Genomic DNA, 24672 nt, shown 5'->3' on the forward strand with positions numbered 1-24672 from the left:
CAGATGGACCCTGTTTTCGAATATCTGACGCAAGCGTTCTCAGACAGCCAAAGTGGCTTCGACGTCGGCAAACCGACCGCTCGCTTGGAATTGCTCAGCGAGCAGTTGGCGTCCCTTTTCGGTCCATACGCCAATACTCCGAAGTGGTACATTGGACTGGGGGCAAAGAAAGGTGACTTGCTTGGGAGTGATCGATTGAATTTCGACGGCGTTCTCTTTGCGGGTAAACTGTACCGCAAAAGAGACCTGGCGATTATTCTCCTCGTCCTCCCAATTCGTTTCAATCGTATGCATCGTGATCACTCCTAAACCAAATTAGATTTTGTGCGTGTTGCCCTTACTCGCGTTTGAGAGTAACTATAAGGCAAGCTACTAAGTATAGTCGGTTTGGAGAGGTCTGGCAGCGCCAAAATCTCCCAAATTTGTCGATTATCAGGGCAAAATCTTGCTTAGATCCGTCTTTGAGGAATCGGACACTTACGAGTTTGGAAGAGATCCGGTTCCGGCACTATTTTTGGTCTACGAACATCCATCCGTTGTCAGCTACCCCAAATAGTGGCCGGAAGGGGCTATTAGCACCTTTTTTCGCCGAACAGCCGATGTGCCAGACGAGATTAATCCCTAGATTCCAGGACTCATGCCGTACTGCTGCCGGACCGGGATCTTGCTCAGGAATTAGATAGTTGAACCCTGTCTGCACCGACCAACGATCGTTGAGAGGAGCGTAGAAATCGGCTCCCAAGAGTCCCTCACTGTTGCCGGTTCCGCCAGCCCAGACTCTGGCTTGGTATCCATCGTAGAGATTCCACCGAAAGAAAGCCGCATGCTGATTGACGGTCGCCCAGTTCACGCCATCTGACATGGCATCATCCGTGCTGCTAGTTCCCCAGTAGCCGACCTCTCGGCCCTTGGGACTCTTCAGGCTGATCTCGTAACGAACCTGGCTGAGACCGATGGCCTCATCTAAGTCGTCCTTCATGTAATCGTACACGACTCCGAATTGCACTCCACTACATACCCGTCGATACAGACCAGCGGTTATGAACTGTTGGCCACGGTCATCGTCACTATAGGTAGTACCGGAAAGCCTGCTTTGGAACGACTGAAATCCAAGTTGATAGCTGAGTTGAGGAAACAAGCGACTTACCAGCGGGGCACGTCCACTGATATTGACTCCCTCGTGGAAGCCAAAATTGGAATCACTGCGTGAAGTGGGGGCGGCACCGGCAACAAAGTCACGAGGCCCTCGGAACCCTTGCACGCCACCCCAAAAGGACACGTCCTTGATTCGTGGCAAGCAGACTTGGAAACACCAAAACTCGGGCCCTGGGATGCCTACTCGACTTCCACAGCTTGGCTGGGGGCAGCCACAGCCTGGGTCGCAAACTCCGCACCCAGGATCACATACGCCGCAGCCTGGGTCGCAGATACCGCAACCAGGGTCACATATTCCACATCCAGGATCGCAGCTGCAGGGTCCCTGCCCACAAGGACAGCCACCTTCGTAGCCATCGAATTGCGTCGGCACGTCCCATCCCTCCGAGGGTGAACCAAAGTGTATTTCTTCACTTTCGTCGGCTAGTTCTGGGATTGGTTGAATGGCTCGCTCGGGTTGCTGCAGCTCAGCCGCGGCTTGAACTACTTCAGGGCGCGGAGAAGTCGCTTTCTTGCCCTGAGGTTTCTTCGCCGGTGTTTTTGAAACAGGTTGTTTCTTTGCAGGCAACTTGGTTGCTACTCGCGGTGGTTCGGGGGCCTGCTGGTCGTTGACCTGCGACGGAGACCGAAACTTCTGTTGAACCTCTGAAGCCTGTTGGGAATCACCTGGCCGCTGGAATCGAAGTGGGTTTACCTGGGCAGCAGCGTGGGCTGACAGCAACATCAGGCTGATGCAGTAGGCAGAGCAGAGAAGCTTGATAAGGCTATTACGGGAACTTTTCATCGATCACCCTTCAGCACGTGTAGCCCTTTCACCGGCGACACTTTTGCTATGGAGATCGACGCAACTGAGTGGATATCGGCACGAGAGTGAAGTCTCTCTGAATCGATGCCAGCACAGTTTGCGTCTCGGTAGCCCCCCCGAGAACAAAACGTGTACTGGGGATATCGGCGCGGCAAAGCCGTTACTTTCAGGAAAACCGCTTTAATCGGAAAAGTTTTTCGGCAAGCTAGCAGGGTTGCATTTGTAGAGCGGCTATTCTCCGCTATCGGGGAGCTGCCATGGGCTTCTAGATTTGAAATAAAACTTTGCAGGATAGGCTTCCTTAGAAAAATTAAGAACTGTCTACCCACAATCAGAGGGGGTTCCAGGGCCTTACTCTGGCAGTGGGAAAACGACGAAAATCTTCCGCAGAATTGCTAGCATAACATGTTTGATAGCAACGATTTACGCCAAGTTCTCATTAGTGCTCTTAAATGCTCCCAGAAGGAATATCCAGCAAAGTCGATGTTGCCAGCTACGGTTTCGCAGTTGATACTAGTAGTAGTGACGCTCGCTACGGCGACATCCAGTTGTCGGGAGTAAGCATCGCCTCAGGAATTAGAGAAGTTTCTCAGCGCTCTTTGCCAACCTTCATTTAGGTGTGCCCACTCACTGGCAAGTAGAGGACCTTTCAGGGCCTCGTAATCTTTCTTGTCAGGTTCGCTTTCTTTGGCCCCATCCCTATAGGGTGCCCGGCCTAACTCCCCATCGCACGCAGGTCAGCACGGATAGTGCTCTCCGGTAGGTCACAAGATGTGTAGTGCAGCGTGTGTTCCCCAGGAGCGAACAGAGTCATAAACGATAGCACCTAGGTGTGCGCGCACGGAAGCGCTGACAAGTTGAACGAAGTGTGTCCTGGCAGTGTCCCGGTAGATGGGGAGACGTTTGTCTTCCCCAATTGAGTGAATCATCCCCGTAATATTTATTCCCACCTCCCAGTGAAGAATCGCGAGACGACCTTTAGAAGCTCTAGCGAACCAATCGTCCCGCAAAGGAGAACCACGATGGTCAGTGGAAGTGAAATCGTTTCGATTATCTCGCAACGCCAAGATCGCGAACAATTCCGTCGCAAGAATTGGATCGGTACTTTCGAGGAGTACCTAGAACTTGTCCGAGACGATCCCAAGGTAACTCGTACGGCCTACCAGCGAATCTACGACATGATCCTCTCCTATGGCGTGGAGGTTGTGACCAAGGGCAGAGAAAAGGAACATCAATATCGCTTCTTCGACGACCCTCTGAACGGTGGGCGCGACGCCGTCTACGGGCTTAGGGAGCCATTGCACAATCTGGTGAACGCACTCAAGAGTGCTGCCTACGAATACGGCATCGAAAAGCGAGTTTTGCTACTCCATGGACCAGTGGGTAGCAGTAAAAGTACGATCGTCCGCTTGCTTAAACAAGGTCTCCAGCGTTATTCGGAAACCGATGAGGGAGCCCTCTATACCCTGGGTTGGGTGGACGAGGAAGATCCCTCTGAGGTGCATTGGTGCCCGATGAATGAGGAGCCACTACACCTGATTCCTGAACGGTTCCGCGAAGATGTTGCAGCAAGCCTCAACACTGGTCATGAAGAAGATGATTTTAAGGTTCGCATTCGTGGCGAATTGGATCCCTTCTGCCGCTTCATGTACCAGCAGCGACTTAAGAAATACGACGGAGATTGGACCCGTGTTGTACAGGATGTCCGTGTGAAACGGGTCATATTGAGCGAGAAAGACCGTGTCGGCATTGGTACGTTCCAGCCAAAGGACGAAAAAAACCAGGATGCTACCGAGCTCACTGGGGACATCAATTATCGAAAGATCGCCGTATATGGCAGCGACAGCGATCCACGGGCCTTCAACTTCGACGGCGAGTTCAATGTTGCCAATCGGGGCATCGTCGAATTTGTCGAAGTACTCAAGTTAGACGTGGCGTTCCTCTATGACCTACTGGGTGCGAGTCAGGAACACCGAATCAAGCCCAAGAAATTTGCTCAGACTGATATCGACGAAGTCATCATTGGCCATACCAATGAACCCGAGTATCGCCGCCTGAAAAACAATGAGTTCATGGAAGCTTTGCGGGACCGCACGGTCAAGATCGACATCCCCTATGTAACTACTCTCGAGCACGAGAAGCACATCTACGAGAAAGATTACAATCAGGATACCGTCAAGGGAAAGCATATTGCTCCGCACACGATCGAGATGGCGGCCATGTGGGCGATTCTCACACGCCTTGAAGAACCAAAGCACGCTGGACTTTCGCGACTCCAGAAATTGAAGCTTTACAACGGAAAATCCCTGCCTGGATTCACCGAGGAGAACATAGCCGAACTTCGCGATCAGGCACACAACGAGGGCTTAGTAGGGATTTCGCCACGCTATGTTCAGGACAAAATCTCTAATGCCTTGGTGGCCCATCCAGATGCGCGTTCCATCAATCCGTTTATGGTGCTCAACGAGCTGGAAAACGGCCTCAAGCATCACAGCCTGATTAACGACGAGGAACTCAAGCAAGAGTACCGCGATCTATTGGGAGTCGTGAAGGAAGAGTATGAGAACATCGTCAAACTGGAGGTCCAGCGGGCCATTGCCGCTGATGAGGATGCCCTGATGCGGCTCTGCGGCAATTACATCGACAACATCAAGGCCTACACTCAGCGAGAAAAGGTCAAGAACCCCTTCACGGGCCAATACGAAGAACCCGACGAGCGGCTCATGCGCTCGATCGAGGAAAAGATCGATATTCCCGACAGTCGCAAGGACGATTTCCGTCGCGAAATTATGAACTACATCGGGGCGTTGTCCATCGATGGCAAGAAGTTCGACTACAAAACGAACGAACGACTCAACAAGGCCCTGGAACTCAAGCTGTTCGAGGATCAGAAAGACTCGATCAAGCTTACGAGTTTGGTCTCAAACGTAATCGACGCGGACACTCAGAAGAAGATCGACGTCGTGAAGGGTCGCCTGATTCGCGACTACGGCTATGACGATGAGAGCGCCACCGATGTACTCAACTACGTGGCGAGCATCTTTGCCCGCGGAGATACCAAGGAGAAGAATTAGCGAGCCGGGTCGTCCCCGACCCCGAATAATTAATACCGCAGGCTTCCGCCAGCGGCTATGAGGGATTGGAAACAGCGACACGCAAGCACTGAGCGAGATACCTTATGGCAATGGACATTCATCGCGACCAGCGCCGATTTAAGCAGATCGTCCGCGGACGAATTCGCCAGAATTTGCGCAAATACATCACCCACGGCGAGATGATTGGCCGACGTGGGCGCGATGCGGTCAGTATTCCGGTTCCCCAGCTTGATGTTCCACACTTCAAATACGGGAAAAACGGTTCGGGTGGAGTAGGGCAAGGCAAAGGGGAAGTTGGTGATCCGCTGAGCCAGCCAGGTCAAGAAGGCGACGGCGCCGGTGGAGCGGGCAGCGAGCCCGGTTCGGGGCACTTGGTCGAAGTGGAGGTCTCGCTCAACGAACTAGCCGAAATGCTTGGAGAGGAACTTGAGTTGCCCCGAATCGAACCAAAGGGTACCGCCAACATTGAGAGCGAAAAAGCCAAGTACAACAGTATACGTCAGACGGGGCCCGAGTCTCTTAAGCATTTTAAGAAAACCTATTTGCGTGCGCTGAAGCGTCAAATAACTACAGGGAACTATGCTCCAGACGATCCCTATATTGTGCCCGTCAAAGGGGATAAGCAGTATCGATCGTGGAATGATGTACCGCTGCCGGAAGTGAATGCAGTAGCGATTTACATGATGGACGTGTCGGGTTCGATGACCGACGAGCAGAAAAACATTGTGCGAAACGAGGCCTTTTGGATCGATGCGTGGCTCACGAACCAGTACAAGGGGATCGAGACCCGCTACATCATCCACGATGCCGTGGCCAAAGAAGTTGATGAGCATACTTTTTACCACACCCGGGAAAGCGGTGGCACACGAATCAGTTCTGCCTACAAAGTGTGCTCAGATTTGATCGCAAGTGCATTTCCTGTCTCCGACTGGAATATCTACTGCTTCCAATTTTCAGACGGGGACAACTGGGGAGACGACAACCGAATGGCTTTTGAGCTTCTCGGCGAGAAACTGTTGCCGGTCGTGAATGCGTTTTGCTACGGGCAAGTCGAGAGCCCGTATGGCAGTGGCGATTTTATCGACAGTCTGAAGAAAGAGTTTAATGACCATGAGTCGCTCATTCTCTCAGAGATCCCTGATAAGGATGCGATTTATCAATCGATTAAGTTGTTTTTAGGAAAAGGCAAGTAGAGGTAAACTATGATTAACACCCATGACATGACGCTACAACGATACCGAGTCAAAGTTGGTCACATCGAGGTCGTAGTCAGTGGCACCGATGATGCCGATGCGATTGCCAATGCCCGTCGAGAGTTGGCCCGCGATCTGCCAAGGTTCTATGACTTGATTCGCGCTATGGAATCAACTCGGTTTGAAGTCAATCGGGCGGCTTGAAGATAAATTGAGGAAATCCATCCCATGGCTATTGCCGAATCAAGCAATTTGACGCCGGAACTCGCCGCGATTCAAACGGAGGTCGAGGGCTATGCACGCGGCTACGGACTAGATTTCTACCCTACGATCTTCGAGCTGATCGACGCCGATCAACTCAACGCCATCGCAGCGCGGGGCGGGTTTCCGACGCGGTATCCCCACTGGCGCTTTGGGATGGAGTATGAGCAGCTTAGCAAGGGATACAACTACGGCCTGCAGAAAATCTACGAGATGGTGATCAATAACAATCCCTGTTACGCGTATCTCATGCGTTGCAATGGGCTGATTGATCAGAAACTAGTGATGGCGCATGTGTACGGTCATTGCGATTTCTTTAAGAACAATCATTGGTTCGCCCATACCAGCCGCAAGATGATGGATGAGATGGCCAATCACGGCAGCCGGATTCGCCGCTATATGGATGAATTTGGTGTGGAAAAGGTGGAAAATTTTATCGATGCGTGCCTGAGTATCGAGGATTTGATTGACATCCATTCTCCTTTTATTCGGCGCCGGGAAGAAAAGAGCCGCTACGATTTTTCGGGCTCAAAGAAGGAGACCAAGAAAGACGCTCCCGCCCGATTCGAAGCCAAGGACTATATGGATCGGTTTATCAATCCGCGAAATCGCAAGTCAGACAACGAAGACACTGACGAAGAGGAACTGCCGGTTCGCAGAGTGCCGGAGCGGCCCGAACGAGATGTGATGCTGTTCATTCTCGAGCATGCACCTTTGAAGAGTTGGCAGTCGGATGTGCTCTCGATCATTCGTGACGAGTCGTATTACTTCGCCCCTCAGGCTCAAACGAAAATTATGAACGAAGGTTGGGCGAGCTACTGGCATTCCACGATCATGATCCGCCAGGGGCTCACCGCCGCTGATGTCATCAACTACTGCGACCATCACAGCGGCACGCTGGCTAGTTCCCCGACGCAATTGAATCCCTACAAGGTGGGGATCGAGTTGTTCCGCAATATCGAGGATCGCTGGAACCGCGGCGCCTTTGGCCCAGAGTATGAGAATTGCGACGACCATGCCGCCCAGCAGAACTGGAATACCGATGCCGGATTGGGCCGTGAAAAAATCTTTGAAGTCCGTCGTATCCACAACGACCTTACCTTCATCGACGAGTTTCTCACACTTGACTTCGTCCGTGAACACCGATTGTTCCGTTTTGGGTATAATGAACGTAGTGATGTGTACGAAATCGAAAGCCGTGAGTTCCCGAAGGTGAAACAGCAATTGCTCGATAGTCTGACCAATCGGGGACGTCCGATCATTGCCGTGGTGGACGGCAACTATCGAAACCGAGGAGAACTTTACCTCGAGCATAGTTTCTCTGGTGTGGAGCTTCAGATGGATTACGCCCGCGACACGCTGGAAAACTTGCAGCGACTTTGGGGTCGTCCCGTCCATTTGGAAACCCGCCTGGAGAATGCGTCTGCCGTGTTGTCCTACGACGGCGAGGACCATGAGTTTGAAGCGGGGGACCCGGTCGAACTGGCCGAAGAAGTGGAGGAAGCGTTTTGAAACTCCGCGATGATTTTCTCCAAGAATTGAACGCAGTATTGGGCCAAGCCAAGCAACAGGTTTGTGTGAGCGATGGTTTGCGTATCGTGAAATGCCAGGTATTGCAGTGCGATCCGCTGGGTGCAGCCGTCAGGGATCTTGTACTCGAAACTGTCGAACTGGCTGCAGCCGATATTGCCAAACTCGAAACCGCCAGCAAGTCGCTTTGCGGGCGGGTGACGTACCTACTCGAACCGATCTCTCCAATCGAGATCGACTCCACAGGCTGCGTGGTCCAAATGCGCAGCAGTCCACCACACAAGGATGACAACGGCCTGAAGTATTATGAACTGACCTTACGGCAGGGAGGAAGCGTTTCGCTTGTGCGATACGAGAAACAGCCTGGCAATTCTCGCCTTCCTGTGCCAGCTACCTTGACGCACGAGGTACTAGGTCGCTTGGTTGAGGATTTTAGCGTGGCCGTCGACGAAGTTTTATCTAGCTAGATACTCACTGGAGCCGAACTATAATAAAAGACATGCAGACCTACGAAAGCCAACTCAACGGCGATCTCAATAGGGCCCTGATGGAGGGCACTCATGTATTAGGACTTCCCTGCCAGCTCGAATCTAATCTCGATTCGCGGAATGTACCTCCTCAATTTGGTGTTCTCGAACTGCAGCGTCGACTCCTCCAAGTATGGCTCATTCTCTTGCTGTCTATTCTCAAGCCTATTTTTGAATATGCGAGAGTCGTATCTCGCTCGATGGAAGGACGCCCAACAGGCACTCAAGGACGATTATTAGTCACAGTTTTGTAACCCCTTACCACCCCCATGGGAGATTTGTTACGATGCGGAAAGACTTTGCTCACTTGCTCCACCTGTTTCGACTTCTAGGCAAACCCCATGAGCCGACCGCACGTAGCTTCCCCCCCTTCCGAGATTTCACTTTCACCGGCCGACGGAGGATGGCATTGCAGCCATCTCTATTACTCGTGGAACCGAGCCGCGCTCGCTCAACTGCCGGAAGCGAAAACTTCCGCCGGAATCGACGCAGTGATTGCACTGCTGGATCCTGAAGGCGCCGACGCACCCCTGCGAATGCAGACTTCGGTTGTGAGTGGCAACAAGGCCGACTTTGGGCTGATGCTGATGGATCCCGATCCCTTGAAGGTAGATCGGGTCAGACAACGTTTGATGGCTTCGCCTCTCGGGCAAGCCTTGGTGCCCGGCTACTCGTTTGTGTCGATGACCGAAATCAGCGAGTACGTTCCCACAGTCGAAGAGTTTGGCGAACGTTTGGTTGCCGAGGGTGAATCTGTCGATAGCCCTACGTACGCGGCCAAAGTCAAAGGCTATGCCGATCGCTTAGAGGGTATGAATCGGCAGCGACTCACTCCCGAACTTCCTGACTGGCCCTGCACTTGTTTCTACCCGATGAACAAGAAACGCAAGGTGGGCGAGAACTGGTTCACGCTCTCGAAAGAAGAGCGCAACGCCCTGATGAGCGAGCATGCTCGCAGCGGGATGGCTTTTGCCGGTAAGGTGAAGCAGCTTATCACAGTCGCCCTGGGATTCGACGACTGGGAATGGGGGGTCACACTTTGGGCTGCCAATCCCGAATATCTCAAAGACATCGTCTATCGCATGCGATTTGACGAAGCCAGCGCCCGCTACGCCGAGTTCGGTCCTTTCCTCGTGAGTTACGTCTGTACGCCTGCGGAAATGCTTAAGCATTGCCAAGTCAGCGTTTGAATGTGAATCCTTGCGGATTGGGCGCAGCTTACGGTTGCTTGAGGGTTGAGAAGCTAAGTGTTTTCCGCTAGATCAAGTGCGACTGCTTCTCAGTCGGTGCTAGCTTGATTAGAATGAAGCCACAAGCTGCCATCTCGGCGGTTTAGTGTGTGATCTTGCAGGATGCCCCTGGTCTCGTGGAGTTCTCAAAATGTCTGGTAGCACTGCCGAAAAAAAGAAGTCGCGGCCAATAGCCTCTTCCTCCAACGAGACTCAAGTTGGAGGCGTGACCGTAATCGATCACCCTTTGATCCAAGTGCACCTGACGAGAATGCGCAATAAGACGACGCAGCCGTCTTTGTTCCGTGCATCGGTTAAGCGGTTGGCGACTCTGATGGTCTATGAGGCCACGAAGGATCTTGATGGCTATGAAACAACCGTCGAGACTCCTTTGACCGAAACTACGGGCGTCGAACTTTCGCAGCGCGTAGGCTTGGTACCCATTCTGCGGGCTGGTCTGGGGATGATCGATCCAGTTCTCGATCTGTTGCCAATGGCCGAAGTTTGGCACCTGGGCCTCTATCGAGATGAAGAGACCGCTCAACCGGTTCGGTACTACGACAAACTTCCTCCCCAGAATCCCGTTGATGTGGCAATCATTCTTGATCCCATGCTTGCCACGGGGGGTTCGGCAATGGCGGCGCTGATGACGCTTCGCGAATGGGGAGTGAAACAAGCAAAGGTGGTTTCGTTGATCGCTTCTCAAGAGGGCGTTGACGCCGTGTCGTCGCAATTTCCTGAAGCCCAAATTTTCGTCGCCCAAGTTGATCCCACTCTCAACGATCGCAAATTTATCGTTCCCGGTTTGGGCGATGCAGGGGATCGCATATTTAACACGGTTGATCCTTCGTGATCTTTCCACACGGACTCCACGTTCTCAATTGAGCCATATTAATGCACAACTATGTCAGCCTGCTCGGAATTGTGGTAATTATCGGCTTGGCTTGGTTGATGAGTTCTCACAAGAATCGATTTCCCTGGCGCACAGTGCTGGCGGGGCTCTGCCTGCAATTTGCCTTTGCTGTCTTGATTCTCTGTACTGACCAAGGTGAATGGGTCTTTGATCGAGTGGATGATGCGTTTGTAGGGTTATTGGCCTGTGTTGATGCAGGAACCAGTTTCGTCTTCGGGGACGACTTTGCCGAGCATTTCTTCGCCTTCAAAGTATTGCCGACGATTATCTTCTTCTCGGCATTCATGTCGATTTTTTATTACTATGGCGTCATGCAAAAAGTAGTCGGTATGATGGCCGTAGTCATGCAGAAAACGCTCGGCACTTCTGGTGCTGAAACACTTTCTGCTGCGGCGAACGTTTTTGTTGGCCAGACCGAGGCACCACTGGTGATTCGGCCTTATATCAGTTCGATGACGATCTCCGAACTGAACGCCGTGATGCTCTGTGGGTTTGCTACGATGGCGGGTGGCGTCTTGGGAGCGCTCGCTTCGATGGGCATTGATGCCGGACATCTGCTATCGGCATCGGTGATTTCAGCGCCTGGGGCACTGGTTCTAGCTAAAGTCATGCAGCCCGAGGTAGATGCTCCAAAAACCTTAGGTAGCGTCAAGATCGACATTAAGGACGAAAGCACGAATGTCTTAGAATCGGTTGCCGTTGGGACAGTGGGAGGGTTGCAACTCGCCCTGAATGTGGGCGCCATGTTAATAGTGTTCCTTGCTTTGATTGCAGTAGTGAATAGTATTCTCGGCTGGGCAGGCGGGCTGTTTGGTTTTATAGGGGAGGACGGCACCTCGGCTTGGTCGCTTGAGGCTGCGTTAAGTTATCTGTTTTATCCACTGGCATGGCTTATTGGTATTGAGCCGGCAGATTGTCCCCGGGCTGCCGAGTTGATGGGGCTCAAAATGGCCACTAACGAGTTTGTGGCATACGGTCGTTTGTCCGAATGGGCGTTGCCCGATAGTACCGTCCAAATTAGCGAGCGATCCCGCGAAATCCTCACTTATGCCCTATGTGGGTTTGCCAACTTTAGTTCCATCGGCATCCAGCTAGGAGGCATCGGAGGTATTGCACCTGATCGTCGTTCGGACTTGGCAAGGCTTGGTCTGCGGGCGATGTTGGGGGGGACTTTGGCTGGCTTTATGACGGCTTGTATCGCTGGGCTGTTGATTTGACGAATTAGCCAGAATTCGCCACGATGGACTTATTCGACACTACCAAACCTTAATTCACTCTTAATCTAACTTTACAACAGCTACAAGGATTGGCGGCCATGAAAATACTTTATGACGAAGCAACTCTACATCGCGGTGTCGCCGAGATGGCCGCTGAGATTGAGAAAGCCTACGAAGGGCGGCAGCTCACGATCGTGGGAGTGCTCACAGGCAGCGTCGTCTTACTGGCAGATTTGATTCGACAGATCGAACAACCCATGCGAGTCGGTGTTATTCAGGCGTCGAGCTATCGGGGAGCCACCACTGAACGGGGCGACTTGATTATCAACTCCGAGTTGATGCTCGACATCTCAGGTCGCGACGTTCTGCTGGTTGACGATATCTTTGACACTGGCCACACACTAGAAAACGTTGTTGAGAAATTACACGAATTCAGCCCCAAGTCCGTCAAGTCTGCCGTGCTATTACGCAAACAAGGGCGTCAAGAAACGGAGTACGAACCTGATTTCACCGCGTTCAACATTCCCGATGAGTTCGTTGTTGGGTATGGTCTCGACTACGAAGACATGTATCGCAATCTGCCCTTTCTGGGAGCTCTGGAGCAAGAGGACCTCGATCACCACGAGCAGATGAACCAAGAAACTCAAGTCATTAAGACGTGAGCTTCGAAGTATCTTACAGCTTTAAGTCAAACTGGGCGGGGAGCAGTTTGTCGAGCGAAGTTTCGACGATTCGGTCGGGTTTGTCTGCGTCGACCAGAAATACTTGCATCGCCCCGCCGAATTCGGCCAGAAACTGTCGGCACGCTCCGCAAGGCGAAGCGGCTCCCTTGGTGGCAACGGCCACTGCCTTAATTTGACGATGTCCTGCCGCTACTGCCGCTCCAGCAGCGATCCGCTCGGCACAAATCGTGAGACCGTAGGATGCATTTTCGACATTTGTACCGGTAAACACAGTACCATCCTCTGCGAGTACGGCCGCTCCCACCAAGAATTTGGAGTACGGAGCATAAGCATTCTGTCGCGCGGAAATCGCGGCAGGGATTAGTTGATCGGCTGCGGTAGGCATCGTGAGAAGTTCCTTAAATCACGGCAGTTATGGACACACAGGAATTTGACTATACTACATATGGCCGAAGAGGCAATTGTTTCCGGGGTAATGTCGAGTGCAGCAATCTGTGTCATCTTGCTCAGATTTCATGCCACGGATCAAAAACTGTCGGACATGGATTTGATTCAAGCTCTGGTCTTGTTCGTGTTTCGTCCTTGAAATTCCGTGACTACATTACTAAGCAGATTCAATGTCCACCCCCTGGCATCCCCAATTCCTATTCGCAGTTTGCCAAACCGGGGCCGAGGCTGCGCTCAAACGGGAATTCGTCGCCCAAAATCTAGGCTTGCGTCCCTCGTTTTCTCGACCTGGATTCGTGACCTTCAAATTCGACCAACCCTGTGAGAATCCGCAGGGATTTCAGCTTCACAGCACGTTTGCACGCACCTGGGGCTTCTCGCTGGGGAAGGTATCGGGCGACCATGCGAGCGAGCTTGCCGCCGCTAGTTGGCAGTTGCCGGGTGTGGCCGAGGTGCTCATGGCCATCAAGCCGAGAGATCTGCATGTCTGGCAGCGCGATCGCGTTATGCCAGGTGAAGATGGGTTCGAGCCGGGGCCGACGGCTCTGGCGGCAGAAGTGGATGCGGCGTTGATTGCGAATTCCTCGATTGAGTCGCTGCAATCGCATCGCTATGGTCAGCAGGGGGCCAGTCAGCCGAATACCTGGATTCTCGACGCGGTGATCGTCGAACCGGGTGAGTGGTGGTTGGGATGCCATCATGCCAGCCGTCGTGCCGCTTGTTGGGTCGGTGGAGTTCCCCCTATTGGCCAGCCCGAAGAAGCAGTGAGTCGTGCGTATCTCAAGATGTGCGAGGCGCTTGAGTGGTCGGCATTGCCGATAGCTCGAGGCGAGATTTGCGTGGAACTGGGCTGTTCTCCAGGTGGAGCTGCCCAAGCGTTGCTCGATAAAGGATTGTTTGTCGTCGGAATTGATCCGGCCGAAGTGGATCCGGTCGTAGAGGCGCATCCAAATTTCGTCCATGTACGTCGCCGAAGCCTGGATGTGCCCAAGCGAGATTTCCAGAGGGCTAAGTGGCTTACTGCCGACATGAATGTTCCGCCGAGTTACACGCTTGATGCGGTCGAGGACGTCGTATTGCACAAGACTCCCTCGATTCGCGGTCTGGTGCTTACTCTTAAGCTAGCAGATTGGTCGTTAACTTCCGAAATAGGCAATTTAGTTAAACGAGTTCGAAGCTGGGGATACCGCGACGTACGGACTCGGCAACTTGCATTCAATCGTCAGGAGTTCTGTCTTGTGGCGCTCAAAAGCCGGGCTCAACGGCGGATTAAGCGAGGTGCCTCCCAGCGCCGCATCAGAACTGACGCACCCCATTCAGGTGTTCCAGGCAAGATGCATGGCGAAAGTCCTTCGTAGTGCCTCCATGCAGTTGGTACGACAAGAGGGAGTCGTATATCTGGTAGCATGCGGCCAAAGCTATCGCAAGCAGCAGGGTAGGGAGTGTGCCAGCGTCGCGAACCGCCGTTGACTCTATCGGTCGAGAAAAGTACTTAAGAGCCGCTCGAAATATCGTGTATCGGCATTCCCGCGCCCCAGGCATCTTCGTGCTTCGACTTTTTTCAAAGCTTCTGTTGTTTCTAGCCGCCTGTTCAATTGGCACGAACTGGGTGTGCGCGCAGCGTGTTCAATTTCCCACTCAAGTACCTTCTTATGATGTTACTCCTCCGGGCTACACGCCACCGAGTCTATCTCCCACTGCGCCCCAGATAACACCAACCTTCGATCCCTATGCCAATCCGAATCTAGGCGCTCCTCCGCCTGATATTCCTTACACGGTCTCTCCGCAGTTCGCGCAGCCACAGCAGTACGGGCAACCAGTCTTGCCTCAGGCAACGCCACCGGTCAATCCCGGAGTACCACAGCAGGGGGGATCGCTGTATCCGAATGGGATGCCTTATCAATGGGAGTCGAACACCTATCAGTATGGCAACTCGGATGGTACCGTTGCTCACTTGCAACGTTTGATGCAACAGATCAGCCTGGAACAGACCTATATCTATTCGAATGGCAGTGCCGATGGGTTCAGTGTGAATCGCACGGAACTGGCAGCAACGTTTGGTGTACCGATATTCTACAACCCTGAAACACCTCTACTCATAACTCCTGGTTTTGCTTTCAATTGGTGGGGCGGGCCTAAAGTGCCTGGGGCTGATCTCCCCCCGCGGGTCTACGATGCCTATATCGACGGCGCTTGGCATCCCCAATTTAGCCAGTTCTGTTCGGCCGACCTCGGCTTGCGTACCGGCGTTTGGACTGACTTCAATAATTGGAATGATGCAATTCGCATCATGGGTCGGGGTCTGGGGAATATCGCTTTGTCACCTCAGTTCAATCTCATTGGAGGGGTGTGGTATCTCGATCGCAATTCCGTGAAGCTCCTGCCGGCTGGTGGTGTTCATTGGCGACCAGGTGGGCTGTGGGATTTTTATCTTGTGTTTCCTAATCCGAAAATCAGACGCCGATTTACAACCTTTGGTGCCAGTCAGAGTTGGATCTATTTTGCGGGAGAATATGGCGGAGGAAGGTGGGCGGTCGAGAGAGAGGTTGGCGATGATAATGTCGACTACAATGACATCCGCGCGATTTTTGGTATCGAGTGGGAAACGCAAACACAAATGCGTGGGCATTTAGAAATAGCCTACGTGTTCGATCGAGAGATCATTTACGCTCAGACGCCTACCCCTACCTTGAATCTGGACGACTCCATCATGTTCCGTGGTGGTTTCGACTTCTGAGTCATCGCATGGCGCCAACCTCCGTTCAGCCTGCTATCTGTGTTCTGTTTGGCATGGTGGCTAACTCCTTGCTCTGGGGAGCCACGGTCGATTCTAAGACGTTTGGCCAAACGCAACGAGCATGGGGAGGCACCATGCTTGCGGAGCCAATTCCTCATCAACCTGAAGTATTGCACGATCATTGGGTCGAGATCGCCGAACCACTCGAACTAGATGCAATGCTCATGAAAGATGAGCAGCTGCGTGTTGCGAATCTCGCCTCCGAAACCACAGCCATCGCGTCCGATCTTGATCTGATCGAATCCGACCAGCCCTCACTCCCGCCGGGAACTCGTGATGGTGTTTTCCAGAAGTTGCTTCTGACAGGAACGTATTTGCCGCAGTTGGATTCCGATAGTCTCGGATGGGGGGACCTGGAAGCTGCGGTCGTGTTAGGATTCCCCTTTTTGCGACGAGATACACCGTTGATCATCACTCCCCGCTATGGTGTGCATTACCTCGATGGCGCAGCCAACTTCGATTTGCCCGACAAACTCTTCGATGCATCTATTGAGTTCCGCCATCTACGCAAGTTTGGCGATGGCCCCTGGGCCATGGATGCCGCCGTCACACTCGGCCACTACAGTGACTACGAATCGGACGACGCCGATGCCTTTCGTGTCTCAGGACGTGGGCTGGCCGTTTATGAATCTAGCCCGCAGGCAAAGTGGGTTGGCGGAGTGGCCTATCTCAATCGCGCCGGGGCGACCTTTCTGCCAGTTGCCGGTGTGATCTACGAGCCGTATCCTGACGTTTCTTATGAGCTTATTCTACCGCGGCCACGCTTTTGGTGGTTACTCCCAGGCAGCGATAGACAAACTGGTGACGAGCGCTGGGTCTTCGTGGGAGGAGAATTTGGCGGAGGGGTCTGGTCGATCGTTCGCCCCGCCACAGGAATGCAAGACCTCTTGTCCTATAGAGACTTCCGAGTCGTGTTGGGCTACCAGCACAAACTTCCGAGTGGGATGAGTGCCACCGCCGAGCTTGGCTATGTCTTCGGCAGAGAATTAGAATTCTCCAGCCCTTCGCCTGACGTCTCGCTCGATGATTCCATGTTCGCTCGATTGGGATTGCAGTTCTGATGGTGGTGGATGAAAAGCTGCGAGTTTCGAGGCGCGAGTTCCGAGTGTAGGTAGGCCGCGAACAAGCTGAGCTGTTTAGGCATATTTCTCGTTCGCACGCTCTGCCTGCCGAACTCGTCCCCATGCTCTGTCTTCCGACCTCGTCCCCGCGCTCCGCGTGGGGACGCGCTGCCAGCGAGGCTCCGCCTGGTACGAGCAGAGTGCCGGAAGCTCACGCAGCCGGCTCGCCTGATTTGGAAACATGCGCGTCCGGCTCGTCTCGTCCGATTTGGGCACCGCGGCGGAAGTTTTGCCTGGCCCATTTTTTCGAGAACGCGTTTTTCAAAAAATAATTAATTCGCAATTTGCAGTTTTCTCCGGGTTTCATAAAGATTCTGAAATTGTTTTTGAACCAAAAACTCATTGCGACACCGTCAAAAATCCTCAGTCCATCTTGGAAACGAAAGCCAATACCGACATACGGATCTCTAGCTCGGGCCACTGTTCGGATAAGCGGTAAACGGTTCAATTTTCAAAGATCTCGCCTGATATGCGGCAAGCTCCATTATCGCGATTCGTGAACAGATTTCGACACGGATTTTTGGGCCATCTATGAAGGCCCGCTTAGCGAGCGGGAACATGCAGCGAAGTCTGAGATTCGTGATGCTAGGCAGAGGCTTCGCGGCAAACTATTTCGGAGGGCAAGTACAGCGATGACGGAGACAGCCTTCTTTGTCGGTAATGGCCTGCTGCGTAGATGGGTGACCCTGTAACCCACCTTACCTCCACAATGAGGCGGCATATTGGGTGGTAGTTGATTTGCCGCTCGCTGAGTGAGCCAATTACGTGTGGAGAGTCGGCAGGAATGTCAAAGCTAGCAGGGCTCTTATAGGCGCTCCGTAGCTTTCCAGACCGTTACAGGTTATCGCTATACGTGCGCTAGATTGCCCAAGTGTCATAACTGGATGGAGTGCCGTTAATCGAAGTGTCGATCCCACAGAGAAAGAGCTTTCTAAAACAGCTTTGTTTAGTTCCGGGTTTTTCCATGCGCCAACTCACAGTTTTCACATATCTGGGTCTGAGTCTCCTGTTGGCGTATGTGCAAGATGCAATTTTGCAAGAGCTGATAGCCCCACCACCTGCCCCGGTGCCTTCGTCCACTGGTATGCATTACACGGCTCCACCTCGCATTCCTCCTACGCCTAGTGAAATTGCCTCCTCCGAGGCCTACCCATCCCAGGAACCAGTGGCAGCCTATAGTCTAGAAGAACTTCTTGTCATGGCAGCGAAGCATAATCCGACACTCCGCTAGGCGAGGGCACATATTTCTGCTGAGCTTGGTAAAGCGCTCCAAGCAGGTCTCTATCCCAATCCTGTTCTTTCGTATGAAGCTGAACAAATCGGCGTAGATGGCCCCAGTGGAACAAGCACTCCTGGTGAGTTTCAAGGTGGCGTGGTTGAGCAAAGATTTGTCACCGGCGGCAAGCTGCGACTAAGCCGAGAGAAGTACCTTCGCCGAGCGCGCGTTTCGGAAAATCTCGCGATGGCGCAACAGTTTCGCGTATGCAATGACGTTCGCATTCATTTCTACAAGACACTAGCGGCAAGTGATATCCTCTCGATCCGTCGCGAAATGGTTAAAACCGCCGAAGACTCGGCCGTCACTGCTCAAGAATCGTACAATGTGGGTCAATCGAATCGACCCCAGGTCCGGCGAGCCAACGTGGTCTTACAACGTGCGCGACTCGATGTTTTAGCAGCTGAGAATGCCTACAACCAAGCCTTCCGGACATTGAGCACTCTCGTAGGCGTGCCGTTATGCATGGGTATGGTCGAAGGGGCACTCGAAAGCACGTGTCCCGTAATGTCATTTGAAGAAGCTTACGGACGACTCCTGGCTGAAAGTCCCCAGCTAGCTGCGGCACGTGCTAAACTCGCAGTAGATCAGGCTACGGTTGCAAGAGAAAATGTTCAATGGGTTCCTGACATCGTAGTTCGCGGCGGTGCGGGCTATAACTTTGAGGCAGAGGAAACGACCGCCGTGGCAGGTGTTGCCTTTGATGTGCCCCTCTTCGACCGCAATCAAGGCACTGTCCGTCAGGCTCAAGCAGACTATGCGCGTCAGCGCCAAGAGATTGAGCGGGTAGAACTTGAATTGCGAAATCGCTTGGCAATGATCTATCAGCAATATCTCACGGGGATGCAGCATGCTCAGGAGTATGCAGAAGTGATCCTACCAGAATTGAAGGCGGCATACCGTGAATTGCTAGAGAGTTACAAGGAAAGGCGAGTCGATTGGCCAGACGTTTTGATGGCACAACATGATTATTTTGACGCCCGGCTTACTCAAGTAGATAATTTACTTCATGCCCGTACGCAAGAGGTACTGATTTATGGCTACTTATTACACGATGGATTGATGGCCGCTCCCGACATTACGCCGCCTGGTCACATCGATTCAGTACCAAAGCCTCGCTAAGCCTAAAAAATCTCTGCACTTTCGATACAAGTGAGAACCACCATGAGTCAACACGAGTCCAAACCGAATAGCAGTGAACGGCGGCGGTTCCTGAAAACTTCTGCCCTGGCTGCCGGGGGAGCCCTCTACGGAGGGCTCGTGGGAACTAATGCTGCCGCACAAGTTCATGCGAATAAAATGACTGATATGCAGCATGGCGACAAACTTCCAGCGCCTCTGGGAAACCCCAAGTCGGGAAGGCCCGCTGGGTATCGAGATGATTATGATGGATTCTCACGCTTCAAGCCCTCGCGGGGGAATGACCCGAACTCAGAGTTTTATTTAGGCAAACTGGTGCCGGGCTTTCGGGATGTCGGCGCCGGACCTGCTCCTTTCGTGACACCGGACCTAGAGAAATTGCCTTGGAAAATGGTCGGTGGCGTCAAGGAATTTCACCTGGTGCCAATGGCAGTCGAACGAGAAGTCTTACCAGGGTACAAACTAAATGTGTATGGCTACAACGGTTCGATGCCCGGTCCAACCATTGAAGTGAATCAAGGGGACCGAATTCGTATTGTTGTCACGAATGAATTGCCAGAGGACACTTCTGCGCACTGGCATGGCTTTGAGTTACCCATTCAATATGACGGTGCGAGCGAACTCACACAGAACCTTATCAAGCCAGGCAAGAGCTTTGTTTACGAGTTTGACATCCATGAGGAAGGCACGTTCTTCTATCACTCGCACATTCCCATGCAGGAGGCCTTTGGCAGCGTCGGGTTCATGATTGTTCACCCCCAAAAGGTATTCGATCCGCCGGTGGACCGCGACCTTGGGTTGATTTTCCAGAACTTCTTTATCGAGCCGTCTCAGTCGATTGCTGACTCATGGCGAATGGATTGGAATTGGCAAACGATCAATGGACGCAGTGGCCCATACACCACTCCTTTAGTAGTTAAGCATGGTGAGCGCGTCCGAATTCGCATCATGAATTTCTCACCTATGCAGCATCATCCAATTCATATTCATGGCCATACGTTCTGGATCACCGGCCATGAGGGTGCGCGGATCCCTCATAGTGCTTGGGTGCCGCGAAATACGGAGTTGGTCGGTATCGCTCAGGCAACTGATTTTGAGTTCATAGCCAACAACCCAGGTGACTGGATGTTTCATTGCCACATGGTGCATCACATGATGAACCATATGACCCGCCAAGTCGGTCCGCGCGTCCGACCCGACCAGAGCGTCGATGCCTATCTGGCAAACCTTGACCAGTCGCCTGGCGTAAAACTTCTGAACCCGGACCCCGGCTTTAAGACCCCCGGATATCCCCAAGAAATGAAGGGGATGGAGATGAAACCCGATTTCATGAAGAGAATTTGGAATCGCCGAGAAGTGCAGGGAATGCGTGCAATGTGGCCTATGTCGGTGATGGGTCTGATGACGGTGCTTCGTGTGCTTCCAGACGATCTTTATCAAATTGTCATGGAAAGCGATCAGCCAGTCGAAAAAGGAGCAGTCTTTGCAGAGATTGTGCGGCGGTTTGGCAATCCCTCCGACTATAAGTCGGCACCAATGATGATGCATGATATGTCTTGATAGTCTCGTTCAGCTGGGAGAGTTCGTGCCGCGAGCATGACTGCTACAAATCGACCGACTGATTTCCACAAAGATTTTCATGCCAGTTAGTGCCAGGGATGGACGACTTCTCGCGGGGGACGCGCTCTGCTCCGCTGGCGCTGCGCATCGCGGCTAACGTACGCGCCTCGAAGAGAGGTTGGGAGGGAAGATAGTATTCTCGATCGTGTAGCCCAATATCGATCGCGGCGATTCGATGATCGTCCGGGTGGGGTTGAATTTTCGAGTAAGAAGAGAGGCGCAAGGCTGAGCCAGAGGAGTGGAGTCAGAAGCAAGGATCGCGAGGTTGGATTCGAAACATCCTCTCCACTACCCACGAACCGCCAGTATCGTCTTCTGTCTGGGCGGTGGAGGCCGAGGAATTGAGGATGCCGTTGGTAACTGGGGAGGTTATCCGGTAATGTCTACAAGCGGGATTATTGAGGAATTCACCTAAGTCCTTACTGCAAATGCCTTTGCGCGACTAATGGCAGTGTTCGGCCAATTTCCCAGAATTGAATTCCGCTAATCAGACGATATCGTTAATAGTAATGGGGCTGGTATTGTATGATGGAGTGATTCTCGCCTTTCTTTTCAGTCGCAAACACTAGGGAACTTTTGTGAAGCCAATCCTGCAAGCACTCTTGGTAGCTGATCATGTCTACGTGGATGCAACTACCAACAAGAAAGTCGTTGCAGGTGTTTTCCGAAATTTGCAGTACAGACAACCTCAGTCTGTCGTCCAGCCAGACGACAACAAGGGGCAAGTTTCAATTAAGATCCCCCCTGGCGGGATGGCAGCAGGATCACCTTTTTGCTACATCGCTTTGACCGACGTCAAAGGGAAGCAGCAATTCGTCTTGCGCTATGTGAACTTAGCCGACGACAAAGCATTATTTCAGACTGACCTAGAGGTCAATTGTCCTGACCCTCTTGAATCAGTTGAGATCGTTTTGCCTTTACCGATGCTGCCTGTTCCTGGTCCTGGAACCTACGCACTTGAGCTGATATGGCACGGCGAGCCATTGGGGACACATAGAATTACAGTCAAAGAACTGAAAGATTGAAAGCGAGAGAGTTGCAATGAGTGAATCCGTCCTAGAAGGCATTGGATGCATCTTGCAAGATGTTCGGGCGTCTTGGCACTATTTTGGAGATCGTTCTTACGTTTGCCACATGATGATAACCCCGGAAGACGGGGGATTCACTGCTCATGCGATCCGGCTACCCGGTGTGGTTAGTGAAGGCGATACGGTCGACGAAGCTGTGGAGAATATCATCGATGCCTTCCAAGCGACATTGCAGAGCTACATAGAATCCGGCATGGATATCCCGTGGACAGATCCTACGGAGGAAGTTGATCGTCCAGCTGGCGCAACTGAACGCCGGATTCTGGTAAATGTCTGACCTGCCTGCGATAACGGGGCGCGAAGCCGTATCTGCTTTTGAAAAGGCGGAGTTCGTTCTAGTTAGAATTTCTAAATCGAGCCACCATATCATGAAGAAAGCCGGGCATCGGTATCTGCTATCAGTGCCCGTGCATGGTAAAAAGATCCTTAAGCCGGGAACCCTTAGAAAGTTGATTAAGGATTCAGGCCTGACCGTTGAGCAATTTGTTGAATTCTTAAAATGATTTTATCCAGAATCTCTGGATTCTTGCTGCCGGGGGCTTCGTTCAAGAGGCGGAAGTGATTGCATAAAAGCTTCTCAATTCCACCCATCGTTCCTGCGCCCGCTCTTCCGTTTTTCAGAAGCTGTCAACTTGTCGTCGAGAGTCGAAATGCCATGTTTGAGGGCCAGCCGCACAAGCAAGACAGACTTATCAGTGCCGAGCACTCTCATTGCAGCGGCTTTGTGGTTTTCTACCGTTGATACAGATAGTCCAAGAATTGATGCGATCTCTGATGCATGGCAGCCCAAGCTGATTAATCGTAACACTTCGACCTGGCGGGGAGTTAGTTATGGAGTCATAGGCGTTCGTCTGGTTTTGCTTCATGTGGTTCTGAAATGAGACCCGATAACGGAATCTAGGCTGTGTCTAGATTTCCTACTTTGAGTCACACTCTAAACGGAACAGGTATCGATGGCAAATGGAATTGATCGCTCTTGGTTGAGTACTGAATCGCCGGAAAGCACGATAACCGATTCAATACTTGCACTCCGAGAGGAACCACAATCGAATCTTGCTAATCGGTATTACTGTTCTTATTGTGGCTCGATTCTTGCGGAGCAGTCGCCGACAAAGCTGGGGTCCTTTGAGTTCTATTGCTCCAAATGCGACCAACCCTGGATAGTCACAAAGACAGGTGACAAAGAACGGTTGGTTAAAGGAGATTTTCTAGGGAATCGCCCTTCGTAGTGGCGTGAAGTCGCTCGAAGTCTACGCTCTCCTCAATTGGCAAATCTAGCCAATTCAGTGCTTTCTTCGCCGTTGTACAGATCCTCTCACTGATCTAGCGATGACCGGGTGGCGGCCACTTTGAGTGTCGGAAAAAGGGCTTTTTCTCCCAGTCGCAAAGCCTGCTGGGGTGAACTATACTTGAGAGTTTAGTTTTCCCTTCTAATACCCAAACTGAGTCTGCTGGAGATTGCATGTCTGAAGCTGCCCCCTGGATTACTTACCGCCCCGAGCTCAAGGTTCTCGACTGCACCATCCGCGATGGCGGACTCATTAATAAGCATCAGTTCAGCGACGAAACCGTGCGGGCGGTGTACGATACGTGTCTTGAGGCCGGCATCGATGCCATGGAAGTCGGCTACAAGAACTCCCCCAAGCCATTTCCCAAAAGCGAATTCGGCCCTTGGCGCCATTGCGACGAGGAGGACATCAACCGTGTCTTCGCTGGACACGATCTGGATAAAACCGGTCTGAAGCTTTGTGCGATGGCCGATGCGGGCAAGAGTGATTACCGTGAGCAGATCGTCCCGCGCAATGAGAGTTTGCTCGACATGATTCGAGTGGCTTTCTATGCCCATCAAGTCTCGGAAGCGGTGCAGATGATTGAGCATTGTGCCGAGCTTGGTTACGATACGACTGCCAACCTGATGGCGGTCTCAAACATTGATGATGCTGAAATCGACACGGTGCTGTCCGCAATCAAAGATACACCCGCCCAGGTAATGGTAATCGTCGACAGCTTTGGCCACTTGTACCGCGAACAGATCGACCGGCTTTACAAAAAGTATGCAACCGCGCTTGAAGGTTCCGACAAGGAGATTGGCATTCACGCGCACAATAATCAGCAACTTGCCTTCGCCAACACGGTCGAGGCGATCATTCTTGGGTCTAACCGCGTCGACGCCACGATGTTTGGCCTGGGCCGGGGTGCTGGCAATTGCCCGATGGAGCTGCTACTGGGTTTCTTGAGAAATCCCAAGTTCAAGCTTCGCCCTGTGATCAAGCTTATCCAGGAGCAGATCCTGCCGCTCAAAAAAGAAATCGACTGGGGCCCCAGCATTCCCTACAACATCACGGGCCAGATGAATCTTCATCCCCGCGATGCGATGGAATTCCGCGAAGGGGATACGCCGGACGACTATGTCGCCTTCTATGACGACATTGTTCTGGATAACTAGATCACCGTCCGCGATTGTCATTCGCTCTTTACAATTACTCTCCCGCTTGCGGGAGGGTCGGACGCCGTAGCGGCCGGGGAGGGGAAAACAGGAATCTAGCTTGAGCCATGTTTCTCTAGAGCCGCGATC

General features: G+C 52.5%; 22 protein-coding genes and 1 pseudogene. 19 read left to right on the plus strand and 4 right to left on the minus strand.

Features of this window, described 5'->3' with window-relative positions; translation table 11 throughout:
• Positions 1 to 39: 39 nt before the first annotated feature.
• Both Pr1d_RS12800 and Pr1d_RS12805 read right to left on the minus strand, forming a co-directional pair.
• Complete coding sequence (locus Pr1d_RS12800; RefSeq protein WP_148073898.1) at positions 40 to 294, minus strand: hypothetical protein; 255 nt, start codon at positions 292 to 294, stop codon at positions 40 to 42.
• 214 nt (positions 295 to 508) lie between these two features.
• On the minus strand, positions 509 to 1939 hold the full coding sequence (locus tag Pr1d_RS12805) for a DUF6666 family protein (RefSeq protein ID WP_148073899.1): 1431 nt from the start codon (positions 1937 to 1939) through the stop codon (positions 509 to 511).
• A gap of 1043 nt (positions 1940 to 2982) precedes the next feature.
• Between Pr1d_RS12805 and Pr1d_RS12810 the strand changes: the two genes are divergently transcribed.
• From Pr1d_RS12810 to hpt, 9 genes are all read left to right on the plus strand, one after another.
• The gene (locus Pr1d_RS12810; RefSeq protein WP_148073900.1) at positions 2983 to 5034 is read left to right on the plus strand and encodes a PrkA family serine protein kinase; all 2052 of its coding nucleotides are present in this window, start codon (positions 2983 to 2985) and stop codon (positions 5032 to 5034) included.
• Between the two features lie 104 nt (positions 5035 to 5138).
• A complete protein-coding gene (locus Pr1d_RS12815; protein WP_148073901.1) occupies positions 5139 to 6248 on the plus strand; it encodes a DUF444 family protein in 1110 nt (369 codons plus the stop codon).
• 9 nt (positions 6249 to 6257) lie between these two features.
• Positions 6258 to 6452 carry a hypothetical protein gene (locus Pr1d_RS12820; protein ID WP_148073902.1) on the plus strand — a complete coding sequence of 65 codons (195 nt, stop codon included), beginning with the start codon at positions 6258 to 6260 and terminating at the stop codon, positions 6450 to 6452.
• A 24-nt stretch (positions 6453 to 6476) separates the two neighbouring features.
• A complete protein-coding gene (locus Pr1d_RS12825; RefSeq protein WP_148073903.1) occupies positions 6477 to 8021 on the plus strand; it encodes a SpoVR family protein in 1545 nt (514 codons plus the stop codon).
• Positions 8018 to 8506 carry a hypothetical protein gene (locus Pr1d_RS12830; protein WP_148073904.1) on the plus strand — a complete coding sequence of 163 codons (489 nt, stop codon included), beginning with the start codon at positions 8018 to 8020 and terminating at the stop codon, positions 8504 to 8506. Before Pr1d_RS12825 ends, Pr1d_RS12830 begins: the two co-directional genes overlap by 4 nt.
• 401 nt (positions 8507 to 8907) lie before the next feature.
• A complete protein-coding gene (gene hemQ / locus Pr1d_RS12835; RefSeq protein WP_148073905.1) occupies positions 8908 to 9756 on the plus strand; it encodes a hydrogen peroxide-dependent heme synthase in 849 nt (282 codons plus the stop codon).
• A 190-nt stretch (positions 9757 to 9946) separates the two neighbouring features.
• Positions 9947 to 10648 carry a uracil phosphoribosyltransferase gene (gene upp / locus Pr1d_RS12840; RefSeq protein ID WP_148073906.1) on the plus strand — a complete coding sequence of 234 codons (702 nt, stop codon included), beginning with the start codon at positions 9947 to 9949 and terminating at the stop codon, positions 10646 to 10648.
• 41 nt (positions 10649 to 10689) lie between these two features.
• Positions 10690 to 11925 carry a NupC/NupG family nucleoside CNT transporter gene (locus tag Pr1d_RS12845; protein WP_148073907.1) on the plus strand — a complete coding sequence of 412 codons (1236 nt, stop codon included), beginning with the start codon at positions 10690 to 10692 and terminating at the stop codon, positions 11923 to 11925.
• Positions 11926 to 12023: 98 nt separating this feature from the next.
• A complete protein-coding gene (gene hpt / locus Pr1d_RS12850) occupies positions 12024 to 12587 on the plus strand; it encodes a hypoxanthine phosphoribosyltransferase (protein ID WP_148073908.1) in 564 nt (187 codons plus the stop codon).
• 13 nt (positions 12588 to 12600) lie between these two features.
• Here the strand turns inward: hpt and cdd are convergent, their stop codons facing one another.
• Positions 12601 to 12993, minus strand: a complete 393-nt coding sequence (cdd, locus tag Pr1d_RS12855; RefSeq protein ID WP_148073909.1) for a cytidine deaminase — start codon at positions 12991 to 12993, stop codon at positions 12601 to 12603.
• A 232-nt stretch (positions 12994 to 13225) separates the two neighbouring features.
• Here cdd and Pr1d_RS12860 point away from each other — a divergent pair, with 232 nt between their 5' ends.
• The 9 genes from Pr1d_RS12860 to Pr1d_RS12895 all read left to right on the plus strand — a co-directional run bounded on the left by Pr1d_RS12860 (position 13226) and on the right by Pr1d_RS12895 (position 22600).
• The gene (locus Pr1d_RS12860; protein WP_148073910.1) at positions 13226 to 14413 is read left to right on the plus strand and encodes an SAM-dependent methyltransferase; all 1188 of its coding nucleotides are present in this window, start codon (positions 13226 to 13228) and stop codon (positions 14411 to 14413) included.
• A gap of 188 nt (positions 14414 to 14601) precedes the next feature.
• Positions 14602 to 15792 carry a superantigen-like protein SSL4 gene (locus Pr1d_RS12865; protein ID WP_148073911.1) on the plus strand — a complete coding sequence of 397 codons (1191 nt, stop codon included), beginning with the start codon at positions 14602 to 14604 and terminating at the stop codon, positions 15790 to 15792.
• Positions 15793 to 15800: 8 nt separating this feature from the next.
• Entirely contained in the window at positions 15801 to 16913 is a 1113-nt protein-coding gene (locus Pr1d_RS12870) for a DUF6268 family outer membrane beta-barrel protein (RefSeq protein WP_148073912.1), read from the plus strand.
• A 1024-nt stretch (positions 16914 to 17937) separates the two neighbouring features.
• On the plus strand, positions 17938 to 18204 hold the full coding sequence (locus tag Pr1d_RS26270) for a hypothetical protein (protein ID WP_238476698.1): 267 nt from the start codon (positions 17938 to 17940) through the stop codon (positions 18202 to 18204).
• A gap of 12 nt (positions 18205 to 18216) precedes the next feature.
• On the plus strand, positions 18217 to 19371 hold the full coding sequence (locus Pr1d_RS12875) for a TolC family protein (RefSeq protein WP_261343829.1): 1155 nt from the start codon (positions 18217 to 18219) through the stop codon (positions 19369 to 19371).
• 42 nt (positions 19372 to 19413) lie between these two features.
• Entirely contained in the window at positions 19414 to 20949 is a 1536-nt protein-coding gene (locus Pr1d_RS12880; RefSeq protein ID WP_210417971.1) for a copper oxidase, read from the plus strand.
• A 638-nt stretch (positions 20950 to 21587) separates the two neighbouring features.
• Positions 21588 to 22034, plus strand: coding sequence for a hypothetical protein (locus Pr1d_RS12885; protein ID WP_148073913.1), 447 nt, complete (start codon positions 21588 to 21590; stop codon positions 22032 to 22034).
• A gap of 16 nt (positions 22035 to 22050) precedes the next feature.
• Positions 22051 to 22374 carry a type II toxin-antitoxin system HicB family antitoxin gene (locus Pr1d_RS12890; protein ID WP_148073914.1) on the plus strand — a complete coding sequence of 108 codons (324 nt, stop codon included), beginning with the start codon at positions 22051 to 22053 and terminating at the stop codon, positions 22372 to 22374.
• The gene (locus Pr1d_RS12895; protein WP_148073915.1) at positions 22367 to 22600 is read left to right on the plus strand and encodes a type II toxin-antitoxin system HicA family toxin; all 234 of its coding nucleotides are present in this window, start codon (positions 22367 to 22369) and stop codon (positions 22598 to 22600) included. Before Pr1d_RS12890 ends, Pr1d_RS12895 begins: the two co-directional genes overlap by 8 nt.
• A gap of 74 nt (positions 22601 to 22674) precedes the next feature.
• Here the strand turns inward: Pr1d_RS12895 and Pr1d_RS26680 are convergent.
• Positions 22675 to 22914, minus strand: a pseudogene (locus tag Pr1d_RS26680) (response regulator transcription factor); the annotation flags it as partial.
• A 645-nt stretch (positions 22915 to 23559) separates the two neighbouring features.
• Between Pr1d_RS26680 and Pr1d_RS12905 the strand changes: the two are divergent.
• A complete protein-coding gene (locus Pr1d_RS12905) occupies positions 23560 to 24543 on the plus strand; it encodes an aldolase catalytic domain-containing protein (RefSeq protein WP_148073917.1) in 984 nt (327 codons plus the stop codon).
• The last annotated feature ends 129 nt before the right edge of the window (positions 24544 to 24672 follow it).

Source organism: Bythopirellula goksoeyrii, from assembly GCF_008065115.1.
Lineage (GTDB): Bacteria > Planctomycetota > Planctomycetia > Pirellulales > Lacipirellulaceae > Bythopirellula > Bythopirellula goksoeyrii.

Coding starts and splice junctions, on each gene's coding strand:
- hpt (WP_148073908.1), top strand. CDS start 12,024: ATGAAAATACTTTATGACGAAGCAACTCTACATCGCGGTGTCGCCGAG.
- Pr1d_RS12845 (WP_148073907.1), top strand. CDS start 10,690: ATGCACAACTATGTCAGCCTGCTCGGAATTGTGGTAATTATCGGCTTG.
- Pr1d_RS12800 (WP_148073898.1), bottom strand. CDS start 294: ATGCATACGATTGAAACGAATTGGGAGGACGAGGAGAATAATCGCCAG.
- hemQ (WP_148073905.1), top strand. CDS start 8,908: ATGAGCCGACCGCACGTAGCTTCCCCCCCTTCCGAGATTTCACTTTCA.
- Pr1d_RS12805 (WP_148073899.1), bottom strand. CDS start 1,939: ATGAAAAGTTCCCGTAATAGCCTTATCAAGCTTCTCTGCTCTGCCTAC.
- Pr1d_RS12880 (WP_210417971.1), top strand. CDS start 19,414: ATGAGTCAACACGAGTCCAAACCGAATAGCAGTGAACGGCGGCGGTTC.
- Pr1d_RS12860 (WP_148073910.1), top strand. CDS start 13,226: ATGTCCACCCCCTGGCATCCCCAATTCCTATTCGCAGTTTGCCAAACC.
- Pr1d_RS12870 (WP_148073912.1), top strand. CDS start 15,801: ATGGCGCCAACCTCCGTTCAGCCTGCTATCTGTGTTCTGTTTGGCATG.
- Pr1d_RS12890 (WP_148073914.1), top strand. CDS start 22,051: ATGAGTGAATCCGTCCTAGAAGGCATTGGATGCATCTTGCAAGATGTT.
- upp (WP_148073906.1), top strand. CDS start 9,947: ATGTCTGGTAGCACTGCCGAAAAAAAGAAGTCGCGGCCAATAGCCTCT.
- cdd (WP_148073909.1), bottom strand. CDS start 12,993: ATGCCTACCGCAGCCGATCAACTAATCCCTGCCGCGATTTCCGCGCGA.
- Pr1d_RS12815 (WP_148073901.1), top strand. CDS start 5,139: ATGGCAATGGACATTCATCGCGACCAGCGCCGATTTAAGCAGATCGTC.
- Pr1d_RS12820 (WP_148073902.1), top strand. CDS start 6,258: ATGATTAACACCCATGACATGACGCTACAACGATACCGAGTCAAAGTT.
- Pr1d_RS12810 (WP_148073900.1), top strand. CDS start 2,983: ATGGTCAGTGGAAGTGAAATCGTTTCGATTATCTCGCAACGCCAAGAT.
- Pr1d_RS12895 (WP_148073915.1), top strand. CDS start 22,367: ATGTCTGACCTGCCTGCGATAACGGGGCGCGAAGCCGTATCTGCTTTT.
- Pr1d_RS12825 (WP_148073903.1), top strand. CDS start 6,477: ATGGCTATTGCCGAATCAAGCAATTTGACGCCGGAACTCGCCGCGATT.
- Pr1d_RS12905 (WP_148073917.1), top strand. CDS start 23,560: ATGTCTGAAGCTGCCCCCTGGATTACTTACCGCCCCGAGCTCAAGGTT.
- Pr1d_RS26270 (WP_238476698.1), top strand. CDS start 17,938: ATGCGCCAACTCACAGTTTTCACATATCTGGGTCTGAGTCTCCTGTTG.